The 14,377-nt window shown below is 48.5% G+C and carries 10 protein-coding genes and 1 other RNA gene; 6 read left to right on the forward strand and 5 right to left on the reverse strand.

Features of this window, described 5'->3' with window-relative positions; genetic code table 11:
• Position 1: 1 nt before the first annotated feature.
• Positions 2-1,999, forward strand: a complete 1,998-nt coding sequence (locus B4E62_RS01365; protein WP_331350768.1) for a TonB-dependent receptor plug domain-containing protein — start codon at positions 2-4, stop codon at positions 1,997-1,999.
• Positions 2,000-2,057: 58 nt separating this feature from the next.
• On the opposite strand, the gene metE is transcribed toward B4E62_RS01365, so the two are convergent.
• Positions 2,058-4,484 carry a 5-methyltetrahydropteroyltriglutamate--homocysteine S-methyltransferase gene (metE, locus tag B4E62_RS01370; protein WP_331350769.1) on the reverse strand — a complete coding sequence of 809 codons (2,427 nt, stop codon included), beginning with the start codon at positions 4,482-4,484 and terminating at the stop codon, positions 2,058-2,060.
• 254 nt (positions 4,485-4,738) lie between these two features.
• Here metE and B4E62_RS01375 point away from each other — a divergent pair, with 254 nt between their 5' ends.
• Entirely contained in the window at positions 4,739-5,656 is a 918-nt protein-coding gene (locus B4E62_RS01375) for a LysR family transcriptional regulator (protein WP_310071961.1), read from the forward strand.
• Here the strand turns inward: B4E62_RS01375 and B4E62_RS01380 are convergent.
• The 4 genes from B4E62_RS01380 to tpx form a co-directional block, all read right to left on the reverse strand.
• Complete coding sequence (locus tag B4E62_RS01380; protein WP_331350770.1) at positions 5,653-8,124, reverse strand: two-component system response regulator; 2,472 nt, start codon at positions 8,122-8,124, stop codon at positions 5,653-5,655. The two genes, B4E62_RS01375 and B4E62_RS01380, sit on opposite strands and share 4 nt — an antisense overlap.
• A 29-nt stretch (positions 8,125-8,153) precedes the next feature.
• Positions 8,154-8,585, reverse strand: a complete 432-nt coding sequence (locus tag B4E62_RS01385; RefSeq protein ID WP_310071965.1) for a response regulator — start codon at positions 8,583-8,585, stop codon at positions 8,154-8,156.
• Positions 8,578-10,044: a PAS domain-containing sensor histidine kinase gene (locus B4E62_RS01390; RefSeq protein WP_331350771.1), complete on the reverse strand. Its 1,467-nt coding sequence runs from the start codon at positions 10,042-10,044 to the stop codon at positions 8,578-8,580. Before B4E62_RS01390 ends, B4E62_RS01385 begins: the two co-directional genes overlap by 8 nt.
• A 248-nt stretch (positions 10,045-10,292) precedes the next feature.
• Complete coding sequence (gene tpx, locus B4E62_RS01395) at positions 10,293-10,790, reverse strand: thiol peroxidase (RefSeq protein ID WP_310071968.1); 498 nt, start codon at positions 10,788-10,790, stop codon at positions 10,293-10,295.
• A 275-nt stretch (positions 10,791-11,065) separates the two neighbouring features.
• On the opposite strand from tpx, the gene ffs reads away from it, so the two are divergent.
• The 4 genes from ffs (at position 11,066) to recR (ending at position 14,373) form a co-directional block, all read left to right on the forward strand.
• An RNA gene (gene ffs, locus B4E62_RS01400) (signal recognition particle sRNA small type) lies at positions 11,066-11,161 on the forward strand.
• 195 nt (positions 11,162-11,356) lie between these two features.
• The gene (gene dnaX, locus B4E62_RS01405; RefSeq protein WP_331350772.1) at positions 11,357-13,315 is read left to right on the forward strand and encodes a DNA polymerase III subunit gamma/tau; all 1,959 of its coding nucleotides are present in this window, start codon (positions 11,357-11,359) and stop codon (positions 13,313-13,315) included.
• Positions 13,316-13,346: 31 nt separating this feature from the next.
• Positions 13,347-13,667 (forward strand): YbaB/EbfC family nucleoid-associated protein, encoded by a 321-nt coding sequence (locus B4E62_RS01410; protein WP_310071974.1) that lies wholly within the window; start codon positions 13,347-13,349, stop codon positions 13,665-13,667.
• A 112-nt stretch (positions 13,668-13,779) separates the two neighbouring features.
• Positions 13,780-14,373 carry a recombination mediator RecR gene (gene recR / locus B4E62_RS01415; RefSeq protein ID WP_331350773.1) on the forward strand — a complete coding sequence of 198 codons (594 nt, stop codon included), beginning with the start codon at positions 13,780-13,782 and terminating at the stop codon, positions 14,371-14,373.
• Positions 14,374-14,377 lie beyond the last annotated feature (4 nt).

Genomic DNA, 14,377 nt, shown 5'->3' on the forward strand with positions numbered 1-14,377 from the left:
AATGCTCCGTCTCCTTCGTCTGATGTTGCCGGGTGTTGTGCTAGTGACTCAATCTGTTTGGGCCAATCCGGGCAACTTGCTGGATATGAACCTGGAGCAGTTGCTACAAGTCGATATCACCTCATCAACGTTACGCGCAGAGTCAATTAAAACAGTACCGTCAGCAACGACGGTTTTTACGCGTTCCCAATTGGATGCATTGGGTCTGGATTATTTGCATGAGCTTCTCAGTCTGGTGCCTGGTTTCCAAACCAGCCGCGCCGCCGATGGCCCTTTTAGCTATTCATTCAGTATTCGTGGCCGTCGCCAAAGTGGCCAGTCGCGCGAGGTTATGCTTCTGGTGGACGGTCGTGCGTTTACCGATCCCCGTTCGGGCAGCATCGAGGGTGCTATACATCTTTACCCCATCGCTAATATCGAACAGGTGGAAATTATTCGTGGTCCCGCATCGGCGATTTATGGTTCCGGGGCGTTCACCGGCGTGATCAGCATCACCAGCCGCAAACAAGTTAATCAGGTGACGTTGGGGGTGGGGGAAAATCAAAAGCGTAATGCCGATATTAATCTCTCCTACCAGCTAGGTCATTGGCAAACCCACTTTTATGGGCGCTTGGCACAGGACAGTGGACAGCAGTATCAAATTGGGTCCCAGACGACGCGTGATCCCCACCGGGAAATGTTGTTAGACTGGAATGTCCAGTACCGCAATAGCCGCATACAAGCGTTTTATTCCGAGCAAGAAGCCAGTGATTTTTATGTGCTGGAAAAAATAAACAATGGATTTAATAATTATTGGCAAACTTTCAAGCATTTGCGTTTTGATCACCAGTTAAGTCCGAGCGAAAACTGGAAAATAAATCTGGCGCTCAGCCATGAAAAAGCTCAGCAAGAATTGATGGGAACTCTTTTGCCGGCCGGAGCATTAAGTGTAATCAGTACCCCTTCCAGCGACGCACCTCTGCTAACCAAGGGTGTTTTGGCCAGCGAAGCTTACCGGTTTAATGTCGCTAACGATTTGGATATCAACGCATTGCTTAGCATGCAGTTTGGGATGGAGTGGCAACATCAACGCGAAATTAAGGCGCGCTCCTACAACAATTACGATTTGCTGCAATGGGTCCAGCGCGAATATCCGGTGAACTACTACGGCGAATTGACCAGTGAAACTGTTGTGGGACGGGAGCGGTCGCGCGATTTGACCGGGATTTACACGCAATGGTTGTATCAGTTACGCGATGATACGCGTTTAACGGCCGGGCTTCGTTATGATCATTACGAATTTCTGGAAGCCCATGTTAGTCCGCGCCTTGGAGTGGTTCATCAACTGGATGAGCATCACACGCTCAAATTGCTCTACAGTGAAGCTTTTCGTGCGCCAACGTTTGGCGAAACCGATTTACAGAATAACCAGTTTTTAATAGGCAATCCCGATTTGGAAAGTGAAACGGTTAAATCCAGCGAATTGCTGTGGGTTGGTACTTGGAAACAGCTCACTTTGGGAATGACGTTGAACCACAATCAATATGAAAAACCGATTAGCACAGGTTTTGTTGGTGCGACACGAACATATGTCAATGGCGCCGGCCAAAAAATATATGGCAGTGGGGCACGATTTGAGTGGCAGCTCAATTCTCAATGGATGCTACGTGGTCATGTAAGCAAATTTCATGAATTGCCCGACGCTTTTTTTCGTGAAGCCGACAGCTTGGGTTCATTAGGTGTGAATTATCAGCGTGATCGCTGGAATTGGAATCTATCGGCAATTTATCAAGGCGAACGCCAATACCAACTGACCAGTAGCCAGCGCGCAACATTGGATTCTTATTGGTACTTCAACACTCAGGTGCGTTATGCGGTAGATGCAAAAACTACCTTGGCATTCGCGATAAAAAACTTATCGGATAAAAATTATTTCACGCCATCGCAGGGTACTGGATTAGTCGGTGGTGTGCCCAATCGCGGGCGTGAGGCGAGTATAGGTCTGCATTGGCAATGGTGAGCCAGTTTTAAGTTAGCAAAAAAAATAAAAAGGCTCATCCTTGAGCAGGGGTTAAGTGTTAAGCAAGTTCTGCTGTTTTGTTGGTTTTGGCAGATGCACCAGTGTTGTATTCCACACGCAAAATTTTTGCCGCTTCTACCATGCGCGCCAGCGCTGCTTCAGTTTCCGGCCAGCGGCGCGTTTTTAAACCGCAATCCGGATTCACCCATAAACGCTCTACCGGGATTTCACGTGCGGCGCGTTTCAGTAAATTCACCATCGCCTGAATGTCGGGAATATTCGGTGAGTGAATATCGTAAACTCCCGGCCCAATATCATTCGGGTAATTGAATTGCTCAAACGCTTGCAGCAATTCGCCATCGGAACGCGAGGTTTCAATGGTGATGACATCCGCATCCATGTCTGCAATCGCTTTTATGATGTCATTGAATTCCGAGTAGCACATATGAGTGTGGATTTGTGTTTCATCCTGCACGCCACTGGCGGAAATACGGAAGGCTTTAACTGCCCAATCCAGATATTCCTTGCGATCTTTTTCGCGCAGCGGCAAACCTTCGCGAATTGCCGGTTCATCAATTTGGATGACTCGGATTCCTGCGCTTTCCAAATCGACAACTTCATCGCGTAGCGCTAATGCAAGTTGTAGCGCAGTAGTTGCGCGCGGTTGGTCGTCGCGCACAAATGACCAGAACAACATAGTGATAGGGCCGGTGAGCATGCCTTTTACCGGTTTTTTACTGAGCGATTGTGCATAGCGCGCCCAGCTCACAGTGATGGGGGCTGGGCGTGATACATCGCCAAAAATAATCGGCGGTTTTACGCAGCGCGAACCATAACTTTGCACCCAGCCAAATTGGGTAAATACGTAGCCGTTTAATTGCTCGCCAAAATATTCCACCATGTCGTTGCGCTCGGCTTCACCGTGCACGAGCACATCAATATCCAACTGTTCCTGTTTCGCAATGCAATCTGCAATTTCCTGACGGATACGGTTTTCGTATTCCACAGAATTAATTTTTCCTTGCTTGAACTCGCTACGCGTTTGGCGAATATGTTCTGTTTGCGGGAAGGAACCAATGGTGGTGGTAGGGAATGCAGGTAATTGCAGAATTGCTTGTTGTTTGGCGATGCGCTCTGCAAATACCGAACTGCGTTGTGTGTGTTCTGGCTTGATGGCTTTCAGGCGCGCTTGCACTTCAGGGTTGTGAATTTTTGGGGAGTTCAAGCGCGCGTGTGCCGCTGCTACACTGGCAGCCAAAAATTCCTGTGCGATTGCGTCAAACGGACGTGTCAGTAGTGTTTTTAAGGTGACCACTTCCTGCACTTTTTGTTTTGCAAATGCAAGCCAGCTTTTAATATCCTGCGGCAGTTTTTCTTCACGCTCCAAATTCACCGGTGAGTGCAGCAGCGAACATGAAGGTGCGACCCACAAGCGATCACCCAAACGCTCTCGCGCTTGTTTTAATAGATTGAGCGATTTCGCTAAATCATTGCGCCATATATTGCGGCCATCGACGACGCCGACCGACAGAATTTTATGTGCAGGTAAACGATCAACTACTGCGAGTAGTTGTTCCGGTGCACGCACGACATCTATGTGCAATCCGGCAACAGGTAAGTTGACTGCAGTTGATAAATTTTCACCCAGTGCACCGAAATAGGTGGCTAGCAGCACTTTTAATTTGCGGTGTTGTAAACGGTTGTACACCGATTCAAACGCGCGTTGCCATTTTTCGGGCAAATCTAATACTAAAATGGGCTCATCAACTTGTACCCAGGTCGCCCCAGATTGCGAGAGTGCAGTGAGCAATTGTTGATAAGCAGGTAAGAGATTATCCAGCAAATCAAAACGGTCAAACGCCGCGCCTTTTTCTTTTCCTAAGAATAAATAACTGAGCGGCCCAAGAATTACCGGTTTTACCTTGTAACCTAAAGCGATGGCTTCGGCAGTCTCATCAATAATCTGTGTCCAACTTAGTTGAAATTGCTGGCTCTGGTGAAATTCCGGTACCAGATAGTGATAATTGGTATCAAACCATTTGGTCATATCCGAAGCAGTTGTCGCATTACCGGTGGGCGCACGGCCGCGAGCGACACGGAACAACGTGTCCAAATCGATATCACGGCAAGGTGCCGGGTTAAATTCATTCACATCATGGCTGAGATGTGCGCAGCAGTGTTGGTCGTCATCATGCGCATGTGTGTGGCCAGGTTTTGCGGTTTTACGATGGCGCGCCGGGATATTACCGATTGTGGCCGAGAGGGTCAGGACCTGATCGTACCAGGCGAAATCGCCAGTGGGGATAAGATCCAAACCGGCATCGGCCTGCAACTGCCAATGAATATTACGCAGCTCGCGACCGATGTGCTCCAGTTGCGCCTGGTCTATCTCGCCGCGCCAGTAGGCTTCTTGTGCCTTCTTAAGTTCACGGTCGCCGCCGATGCGGGGAAAACCCAGATTATGGGTGGTGATGTTTTGAGTCATGTGAAATTACCCTTTTCGATTCGTATAACTTTATGCACTGGCAAGTGAACCTATTGTTTCTTAGTGGTTAATATGAATCAAACTGGTAATTTTCAGGTTTAACATGAATAATATTAATGTTTTTGTGTGGGTTGTGGCGGGTCGCGCAGACTGAGGAGCGAACCGCAACACGACCAATTAGCCGAACCACAGGAACCCCAATCGACAAACGTTGCAGTTCGCAAGCTCACCAGCAACCTACGGAGCACATCGCTATGATTGAAATCCGCCATCTGAAAACCTTGATTGCACTGCGGGAAACGGGCAGTTTGGTGGAGGCGGCTGAGCGTTTGTTCCTCACTCAATCTGCGCTTTCACACCAGCTCAAGGAATTGGAATCGCGTTTGGAATGCGAGCTGTTTATCCGCAAAAGCCGCCCATTGCGGTTTAGTGAGGCGGGTAAGCGTATTTTGATGTTGGCCGATGAAGTCATCGCCAAGGTCAGCGAAGCCGAACGCGATGTCAAAAAACTCGTGCACGGTGAAGCGGGACGTTTATATATGGCGATTGAATGCCACAGTTGTTTTAACTGGTTGATGCCGACAATTGATATTTACCGCAATCAGTGGCCAGGTATTGAGCTGGATTTTTCCGGTGGATTTACCTTTGAACCACTGCCTGCGTTGGCGCAGGGAGATATTGATTTGGTGATCACCTCTGATCCGCAACCCATTAAAGGCGTCGAATATGTGCCGCTATTTGGTTACGAAATGCAAATCGCGCTTGCGAATAATCACACACTAATTGAAAAAACTTTTTTGCAGCCGCAGGATTTAGCAGACCAAACGCTGATTAGTTATCCGGTTGCGCGCAATAGGCTGGATGTGTTCAAGCAATTTCTGGAACCTGCTGGTGTTGAACCCAAAGCGGTGCGCACGTCGGAATTGACCTTGATGATGGTGCAGTTGGTTGCCAGTGGCCGTGGTGTGTGTGCTTTACCTAATTGGGTATTGGCCGAGTATGTAGCGCAAGGATTAATCAGTGTACGTTCGGCAGGAAAAGCAGGTGTTTGGCCGACGCTCTATGCGGCGGTTCGTGAAGAACACTTGATGTCGCCATTTGTGCAGGAATTTTTGCAATTGGCAAAAGCGCATTGCCTTAATCATTTACAAGGCGTGGTACAAATTAATTAGCGAGTGCGGTTGCGCAATAATTCTATGAATTTATCTTGTGGTAGTGGGCGCGAAAATAAATAACCCTGGCCCAGATCGCAGCCGCGGCTGGCTAAAAAATCGCGCTGGCTTTCTTCTTCTATACCTTCGCCCACAATTTTCATCGGAATAATTTTACTTAATCCGATAATTGCATTCACCATTTCATCGTGCTCGTTAGCTTCACCTATCCTGCTTACAAATGAGCGGTCGATTTTTAAATACTGGGGCGCAAAGCGCACTATATAACCGAGTGATGAATAGCCAACACCAAAATCATCCAGCGATATATTGATACCAATACTTTTAAGTTCGCTGATTTGTTTCAAGTTGCTTTCGGTATTTTCCAAAAACATTTGTTCGGTAATCTCGATAACCAATTTTTCTGCGGTCAGCTTGGTCTCCGTTAGTGCCTGGGAAAATAATTGCAATAAATTATGCTGCTCAAATTGTCGGACAGAAACATTTATCGATACTGATAGTGGAAAGCCATTGTTGTGCCATTCAGCTGCTTGTCTGCATGCTTGCTGAATCACCCATTCACCGATAGGTGAAATCAGGCCGCTCTCTTGCGCATAGGGAATAAAGTCGTTGGGTGGAATCATTCCGCGTGTCGGGTGATGCCAGCGCAACAGCGCTTCCGCCGATACAATCTGCTGCGTTTGCAAATTGATAATAGGCTGATAATAAAGTTCAAACTCGTCGTTGTTAATTGCTTTGCGCAAATCAGTGTCCATCCGCAGACGATTATGGACATATTCAGTAAGCTCTTTGCGGTACAACTGACAGCAGCCGCGCCCTTTGCCTTTAGCGTCGTAGAGTGCGCTGTCAGCATTGCGCAACAGGGTTTTGGCATCATCACCATCGGTGGGGTAGAGTGCAATACCAAAACTCATGCCCACGTGGACTTTGTTATTGCCGAGGCGAATGGGTTTATTAATTTTTTTTATCAGTTTTTCTGCCACAGTGACGACGGCTTCAAATTTGGTGACGTCATGCAAGAGAACGACAAATTCATCACCCCCCAATCGGCAAATACTGTCCTCATGGCGTAATGCTTTTTGTAGGCGGCGCGCTACGGTTTTTAATAGTAGATCGCCAGCTTCATGCCCGAGGCCGTCGTTAATTTGTTTAAAGTGATCAAGGTCGCCAAAAAGAACACCAAAGGGAGCAGAGTTGCGGCGAGATTTTTGAATTAAAAATTCAATTTCCTCATGCAGTTTGGCTCGATTGCCCAACCCGGTTAGTGGATCAAAATGTGCTAATTTAATTAATTGCAATTCGTAGCGTTTGCGTTCGGAGAGGTCATAAATTTGTAGCAGGTAACAGGGTTCACCGGCGACTTTGTTAATGAATGCCAAACTAATCAATACTGGAACGGAGTGTCCGTCTTCCGCGAGCAGGCGTGTTTCGTATTGAGCAAACGCCAGTTTTTCAATGCGTAATTTTTCTAATTGGAACTGAGTGTTGCTCAAATCTTCCGGATGGACTAATGCCAACAGCCCCGGCATAGCCGATGAATTGGGCGAGCTCTCGTAACCCAGCAGTTGGCGCAGCGCCGGGTTAGCTTGAATAGTGGTGCCATCCAGATTGACCATCATCATGCCCAGTGGTGCGTAATCAAAAGCGGTGTGAAATAGTTGTTCGCTATTGGCAAGGGCTTGTCGTGTTAATTCAATGTCGGTGATGTCGGTGTTGCTACCCAGCCAACGAATAATTTCACCTTTATCATTTTTTTGCGGAACCGCGCGCGTGTCAAACCAACGGTACTCGCCATCGTAACGGCGAATGCGAAACATCGTATACATTTCACTGCCGCTAATAACGGCTTTGGTCCATGCTTGTTGCAAGGGGTCGCGATCATCCGGGTGAAGTTGATTGAGCCATCCATAACCCAATTGCTCTTGTTCACTTATACCTGTGTAGTCACACCAGCGGCGATTTAAGAAGTCGCAGCGCCCATCGGGTAAACAAGTCCATGCCAATTGCGGCAACCCCTCTGCGAGTTGATTGAACCTTAAACGATCTTCTTTCAGTAGACGTTCGGATTCTGCCCATTTCAGGCTTGCGCTCAAGGTGTCAGTTAATTGTCCTGCATCCAAATGACGTTTGGGTAAATAATCAAATACACCATCGCGCATCAGATCAGCAATAACACGTTCATCGCTGTTCCCGCTGATCATAATGATAGGAGTTGGTGCGCTTTTATGATTTTGGATTTTCCTTATTAATTCTGAAGCCATCGCATCTTTTAGTTGGTAATCGAGAATGGCACAATCAAATTGTTGATTATTGATAAGCTCCATGGTTTCGGCAGCAGAAGAGGCTTCTACTATGGTTAATTTGAGTAAGGCCTTATGCAATAAACGAAGTATTTTTTCAAGGTCAACATCATCATCTTCTACCAGTAGAATATTGATAGGTTTATCTGAAATGTTATCGAGCATCATTGCCTTTACCTCTTTCCATGCCGACGGTATTAAGCGGGCAGCGAAACTGTGCTGCGGTAATTGTCCAGCAATGCAGCTAATTTGGCGAATTGTGGGCCGACGGCAGATTTAACCATGTAGCCAGCAATATTTTCATGGTAAGCGCGGGACTTGTCGGATTCGAAATCTGATGTAGTTAGTACAAAGATGATTGAATCGTGTAAATTTTTATCGCTGCGCGCTTCTTGTAGGAACTCAAAACCATTCATGCGCGGCATATTGAGATCCAGCAATATTAAGTAGGGCTTCTCAATGCTTAAATCAGGGTGGGTGTGGCGCAATATTTCCAGCGCTTCAATGCCATCGCGTGCAAGTGTCACCGGAAAATCCATGGCGTGCTTTCGCAGGCTACGTACTACAGATTCAGCGGCGACATCATCGTCATCTACTAATAAAATATTCACTTTGGTCGGGCTATTCATCAATATCTTTCCTCGCAAATCGCGGCCACCACACATGAAAGCTGCAGCCTTTATTATCACTCGTGCTGATTAGTTCAATTTGTCCACCGTGGCTTTCAGTGAGACGCTTGGCTAGCGCCAAACCTATACCGCTACCACTGGTTTCATTGTTGCCAAGCGTTTGAAAAAGGCGAAATACACGCTCCTGTGCTGCTTTAGGGATGCCAGGCCCATTATCGATCACTTTGAATAAACAATAGCTACCACTGGCTTCGGCGCTGATGGTAATGGTGGGGTTGATGCCGCTGTGATGTTTTAACGCATTGTTAAATAAATTGCGCAATACCGTTTCCAGCGGAATTTTTGCAGCATAAATTTCGCTGATACGGATGTCTTGCAAGATTTGAAAGTTAGCGGGAATGGGATGCATTTCAATAATGTCAGCAATCAATGAATATACATCAACTGCTGCCGATTCCTTGGCGCGCTTGCCCGCGCGCGCGTACAACAATAGATCATCAATTAAACGTTCCATCCGGCCAATGCGCAGCTTAATGCGTTCGATGTTTTTAGCGATGGGCTCGGGTGTGATTGCGCCCAAATCTTCACTAATCCATTCCACCAAATCGCTAATGCCGCGCAGTGGTGATTTCAAATCGTGCGAGGCAACGTAAGTAAATTCTTCAAGGTGCGCATTAGCTTGTTTGAGATTTAACTCCAGCCGTTTACGCTCGGAAATATCGGTGACAACCGCGAGCGTTAAATTTCCTGCATCGCTTTCTACCGGGCTTAAACCAATTTCGATAGGAATTTCGGTTCCGCTTTTGTGGCGTCCGGTCAGATCCCGGCCGAGTCCCATTGGGCGTAAACTGGGCTTTTGTACATAGCCCAAGCGCAATTTTTCATGGCCAGCCCGATAGCGTTCGGGTAATAGGATATCCATGGATTTACCCAGCAATTCTTCTTTGTTGTAACCAAAAAGCTGTAGCAAGCTGGGATTGATTAATTGAATGATGCCCTTCTCATCAACCAATAACTGTCCATAGGGGGAGGCGTCAATGACTTTTGCCAGCCGCTCTTCCAATTGTTTTCGGCGGGTGATGTTGACGATGGTAGCAACAATAAGTTGTTCATTGTCGGCGGTTAGCGAACGCAGGCCTATTTCGAGAGGGAATTCACTGTTGTCCTTACGTTTGCCATATAGATCACGGCCCGCACCCATGTAACGTGTAGAAGGGTTGTTGATGTAGCTTTGACGCAATTGTGCATGGTTGTGATTGAAGCGGTCAGGGAGCAATAAATCAATGCTCTGATTGATTAACTCATTGCGGGCGTAACCAAATAATCGTTCGGCCTCTGCATTCAGGTAGCTGATGCGGCCGTCCTGATGGGTGACAATAATGCCTGCGGGCACTGCGTCCAACAGTTCCCTTATGTAACTCGGTTGATTGGCACTCCCGGGCTCTTCCTGAAAGGACATCCTGCATTTTCTCCCTTGTAAGATTGCTTCTCGCTCGTTTTAGCGTCTATGAGCTTGAGTATAGGCATCGTCTATGCACGGGCATTGGCAGGCAAGAAAAAATGGCGGTATTTTTCAGAGTGTTTGGAAATAAAAAATAGTTATTGATAGCAGTTTTTGGCAGGGCTTTATGATTGGGCGATAGGGTGAGTAAAACAACGCCAGCATAGTTGCTGGCGTTATTGATCAATAAAAATGCGTAACGACGATCACGCCAGTGCTTTTAGTGCCGCATCGTAATTAGGTTCATGCGCTACTTCACTTACCAGCTCGGTGTGCAACACTTTGCCTTCGGTATCCAGCACGACAACCGCGCGTGCAGTTAAGCCAGTCAGCGGGCCGTCAACCAGTTTTACGCCGTAATCAGCAGCGAAGTTGGAGCGGAACGCCGAGGCGGGGATGACTTTATCCAAGCCTTCAGCACCGCAGAAGCGTGCGAGCGCAAAGGGCAAGTCCTGCGATGCACAAACGACTACAGTGTTATCCAGTGCGCTGGCCTGGGCATTGAAAGTGCGTACAGATTGCGCACAAGTAGGAGTGTCAACGCTGGGGAAAATATTCAGTACCACACGTTTGCCAGCGAGATCCGCTGAGGAAACCTCTGATAAATCTGTCTTAACCAGTTTGAACGCTGGCGCTTTGCTGCCTGCAGCGGGCAAATTGCCATTGGTGTTGAATGGGTTTCCTTTGAGGGTGACTGTTGCCATTGAAATACTCCTGAACGGTGGGGATGGATTTGTTGTGGTTTTTTTGTCATAGAAAAACACTGCATGAAGCCTAGTTGATCGTGGCGAAAAAGGGAATTGCAATGGGCGCCACAGCAATAAAATCTTTCATTAACAAGCGATTGCTCTAGCCCTATTGCTCGAAAACTACAAAATTGCGCCTTGCATTGGCAATGCAAAGTGATGATAATGCGCGCCTCTTGTGCTGGCCGCCTCTGTCTTGGGGTGATGTTATTAGCAAGCTGCAATGGTGATCTAGCCGGTCCCCTCGCAATGACGATCTGTAAACCCCGCCAGGCCCGGAAGGGAGCAACGGTAGCAGTAAGTTATGTGCCGGGGTGTGGCTGGTTAGGTCACCTCCAATTTTCTTTCCTATTGTTTTCCTTCTGGTTCCCTTTGCATCTCTGGGTGCCTCAAACACTGCTGGCTATAGCGATTCCATCCGATTTTCATCGATTTGAGTTGGTGTCTATTTCCGCCATTGGCCGCTATAATCGCGCCCTGTTTTTGGCAATCCGCCCCCTTTTGAATAGAGAGCAGCAATCGGCATGAGCTATCAAGTTCTGGCGCGCAAGTGGCGCCCGCGTGTGTTCCGCGAAATGGTTGGGCAGGAGCATGTCCTGCAGGCGTTGATTAATGCACTGGATCACAATCGTCTGCATCATGCCTATCTATTTACTGGTACGCGCGGTGTGGGTAAAACCACCATCGCACGGATTTTGGCCAAGTGCCTGAACTGCGAAACTGGTGTTAGCTCTGAACCCTGCGGCCAATGTTCCAGTTGCCGCGAAATTGCCGAAGGCCGTTTTGTCGATTTGATCGAAGTGGATGCGGCCTCGCGCACCAAAGTAGAAGATACCCGCGAGCTGCTGGAAAATGTCCAGTACGCGCCGACTCGCGGTCGCTACAAGGTCTACCTGATCGACGAAGTACATATGCTTTCCAACAGTAGTTTTAACGCGCTGCTGAAAACGTTGGAGGAGCCACCGCCGCATGTAAAATTTTTGCTGGCGACGACCGACCCGCAAAAATTGCCCATGACGATTTTGTCGCGCTGCTTGCAATTTAATCTCAAAAATATGAACCCCGAGCGTATCGTTCAGCATCTGAAATTTGTGCTGAACGAGGAATTGGTGCCGTTTGAAGAATCAGCGCTTTGGCATCTCGGCCGCGCCGCCGATGGTAGTATGCGCGATGCCATGAGCTTGACTGATCAGGCTATTGCTTACGGCTCAGGCAAAATTACCGAAGCTGAAGTCAGCACCATGCTCGGCACCATCGACCAAACGGCGGTCTACGATATTGTCAATGCACTGGCTTCGCTTGATGGCCGCGCGGTGTTGGCGGCGGTGGAGCGCATGTCCGAGCAAGCACCGGATTACGCCAGTGCACTGGCGGAAATGTTGGCGGTGTTGCATCGCATTGCAATCGCACAGGCCTTGCCTGAAGCGGTGGATAACAGCCATGGTGATCGTGAGCGCATCATGCAACTCGCGCAGCAATTACCATCGGAAGATGTACAACTCTTTTATCAAACCGCGTTATTAGGTCGTCGCGATTTACCCTTAGCTCCCGATCCCCGTGCCGGATTTGAAATGGTTCTGCTGCGCATGTTGGCATTTAAGCCTCAGGGTGTGATGGAGGTTCCGACGCAGGCTTTGCCGCAATCGACGACGCCGATTAAGCCCGCAGCCCTGGCGCCTGTTGCCGTGGCAAATGTTGTTGCCGCGAATGCTGCGCCCGCCGCTGTTCCAGTTGCTGCACCGGTTTCCGTAACGGCCCCCGTACCGGCGGTAATGACTTCCCCATCTGTAGCAGACACTCCTGCGCCGGTCATACAGCCAGCACCGACAAGTCCAGAGCCGCCTGTATTCGAGGGCTCTTACGGGAATGGGCCTGATGATGATTATGTCCCCGCCGCAGAAGATGAATACGAGCCGGCGCCTGCATATTACGAAGCCCCGGCTACTGCCGTGCCCGAGGTAAACGAACCAAAAAAGCCTGAGGCGGCTCAGCCGCCGGTAGCAGCAGCGGCGGTTTCAGTAGCGGTGCCCGCCGCAATAGCCCCTGCGGAGCCGATTAAAGTTCCAGCCTCCAAAACCCTGCGCAAGGTACCCTACGAACAGGCGAGCCCTGCCGATTGGACAGAAATTTATTTAGGGTTGGGCGTAACCGGCATTTTGCAAAGCACTGTGGCGAATTGTCAGATGATCAATCGCCAGGGCAATGATTTTTATTTTGTATTGGATAAAGCCAATAGCACCCTTTACGACACCAGTCACGAAAAGCGCCTCGCGGATTTACTCAGCGATTATTTTGTCGAGCCGGTGCGTGCGCATATTCAATTGGGTGAGATCACTGCAGAAACGCCATCGATGATGGCAATCCGATTGCGCGAAGAGCGTTTGCAGGATGCGATTAGCGCGATAAAAAATGATCCTATTGTGCAGCAACTAATTGCGCAATTTGGCGCGACCCTGCGCGAAGAAACTATTCAACCTGTCTAATCTATTTAGTTAATTTACGAAAGAGGATGCTATGAAAGGTCTTGGCGATTTGATGAAGCAGGCCCAGGAAATGCAGGCCAATATGCAAAAAATGCAGGAAGATTTGGCGAAAGCTGAAGTCACAGGCTCTGCTGGCGCTGGTTTGGTGAGTGTAGTGATGACTGGTCGTCACGATGTAAAGCGCGTGCAGATTGATGCAAGCCTGATGACTGAAGACAAAGAAATGTTGGAAGATTTATTGGCGGCTGCCGTGAATGATGCAGTGCGTAAAATCGAAACACAAAATCGCGATCAGATGGCAAAAATGACTGCTGGTATGGGAATTCCGCCGGATTTCAAAATGCCGTTTTGATTCTTGTGATGTTGCTCGTTTTTACATCGTAGGGGCGCTGCTTGCTGCGCCCGAAAAACCGCAAAAACATCTGGGCGCAGCCAGCGGCGCCCCTACAAAATTTGGAAATTGAATGTTCAGCCCGCTAATCGACGATCTTATGGCTTCTCTGCGCTGCTTGCCTGGTGTTGGCCCCAAATCCGCACAGCGGATGGCGCTGCATTTATTAGAGCGCGACCGCGCGGGTGCTGAGCGTCTCGCGCAGAGCTTGCACAAGGCTATTGAAGGTGTTGGCCGCTGCCAGCGTTGCCGCACGCTCACAGAGCAAACACATTGCGGGATTTGCGCGAATAATCGCCGCGACAACAGTTTGCTTTGTGTCGTTGAAACGCCGGGTGATGTATTGGCGATTGAACAGGCTGGAACTTATCAAGGAAAATATTTTGTATTGCTCGGGCATTTATCGCCGATTGATGGCATAGGGCCAGAAGATATTGGTGTTGATCAATTAATTAATTTGTTGCAACAAGAACCGATTACCGAGGTAATTCTTGCAACTAATCCCACCGTAGAAGGTGAGGCGACAGCTTATTATATTAGTGAGCGCGCTAAAAATCTTAATGTGACTGTTTCGCGTATTGCTCATGGTGTTCCGCTCGGTGGCGAGTTGGAATTTATTGACGGCGGAACACTCGCTCACGCTTTTTCCTCTCGCAGAAGTTTGTAATTTT

It is taken from the genome of Cellvibrio sp. UBA7671 (genome assembly GCA_002483145.1).
GTDB lineage: Bacteria > Pseudomonadota > Gammaproteobacteria > Pseudomonadales > Cellvibrionaceae > Cellvibrio > Cellvibrio fibrivorans.

Coding starts and splice junctions, on each gene's coding strand:
- B4E62_RS01410 (WP_310071974.1), top strand. CDS start 13,347: ATGAAAGGTCTTGGCGATTTGATGAAGCAGGCCCAGGAAATGCAGGCC.
- B4E62_RS01375 (WP_310071961.1), top strand. CDS start 4,739: ATGATTGAAATCCGCCATCTGAAAACCTTGATTGCACTGCGGGAAACG.
- tpx (WP_310071968.1), bottom strand. CDS start 10,790: ATGGCAACAGTCACCCTCAAAGGAAACCCATTCAACACCAATGGCAAT.
- B4E62_RS01380 (WP_331350770.1), bottom strand. CDS start 8,124: ATGATGCTCGATAACATTTCAGATAAACCTATCAATATTCTACTGGTA.
- metE (WP_331350769.1), bottom strand. CDS start 4,484: ATGACTCAAAACATCACCACCCATAATCTGGGTTTTCCCCGCATCGGC.
- dnaX (WP_331350772.1), top strand. CDS start 11,357: ATGAGCTATCAAGTTCTGGCGCGCAAGTGGCGCCCGCGTGTGTTCCGC.
- B4E62_RS01365 (WP_331350768.1), top strand. CDS start 2: ATGCTCCGTCTCCTTCGTCTGATGTTGCCGGGTGTTGTGCTAGTGACT.
- B4E62_RS01390 (WP_331350771.1), bottom strand. CDS start 10,044: ATGTCCTTTCAGGAAGAGCCCGGGAGTGCCAATCAACCGAGTTACATA.
- B4E62_RS01385 (WP_310071965.1), bottom strand. CDS start 8,585: ATGAATAGCCCGACCAAAGTGAATATTTTATTAGTAGATGACGATGAT.
- recR (WP_331350773.1), top strand. CDS start 13,780: ATGTTCAGCCCGCTAATCGACGATCTTATGGCTTCTCTGCGCTGCTTG.